This window comes from Streptomyces adelaidensis (assembly GCF_016598475.1).
Lineage (GTDB): Bacteria > Actinomycetota > Actinomycetes > Streptomycetales > Streptomycetaceae > Streptomyces > Streptomyces adelaidensis.
The window spans coordinates 1-729 of the sequence record NZ_JAEMUX010000277.1; the positions used below are offsets into that span (position 1 = coordinate 1).

The following is a 729-nucleotide window of genomic DNA, read 5'->3' on the forward strand; positions in this document are numbered from 1 at the left end:
TTCTAGACCCGGACTTCGCGGGTCGTTGATTCGTATGGTGTGACCGGCTCGGGGGTGTCCCCGAGCCGGGGTGTGACGTTGGGTGGGGTGTGTCGAAGCCTTCCCGGTCCCCGCGGCCACGGTCTGAGCGTCAGCGTTTTGAAATAGCGGTGACGTCCGTGGTGGAGAAGCGTCTGGGTGCTCTGCCTGTCGTTTCCGAGTTCACTCGTCGGCTGCATCTGGCCGGGATCGTTGATGAGGTGTGCCCTGGTGGTGCGAGTGCGCACGTGACGCACGGGCAGGTGATCGAGGCGCTGGTGGCCAACCGGCTGACCTCGCCCGCGCCGTTGGTGCGGGTCGGGGACCGGGCCCGCACCTGGGCGGTGGAGGAGGTGTTCGGCATCGAGGCGGGCATGGTCAACGACGACCGCCTCGCCCGGGCCCTGGACGCGATCGCTCCGCAGCTGGAGACAATCGCCGCAACGGTCGGCGCACGGGCGATCAGCGAGTTCGGCATCGACGTCTCCCGGCTGCACTGGGACATGACCGTGCGCCACGAGGCGCTGAGTGACCGAGCGGGGATGGAAGGACCCCGCCGTCCGGCTGTCGCAGCAGCCGGATAGGAGCTGAGGGCAGTCTGATCCGGGAGACGCCGGGGAGGGCGGGAAGCAGCCCTGACAACGACGGGACGCATCGGTACTGCCAGACGGTGCGGGTCCGGCTAGCGAGACGAGAAGGTGTACGAGGGGC

Annotated in this window: 1 protein-coding gene; it reads left to right on the plus strand. The window is 68.4% G+C overall.

Annotated elements, in window-relative coordinates; all coding sequences use genetic code 11:
• Positions 1–161: 161 nt before the first annotated feature.
• Positions 162–602, plus strand: coding sequence for a DUF4277 domain-containing protein (locus tag I8N67_RS41825; RefSeq protein ID WP_307835537.1), 441 nt, complete (start codon positions 162–164; stop codon positions 600–602).
• Positions 603–729: the final 127 nt, after the last annotated feature.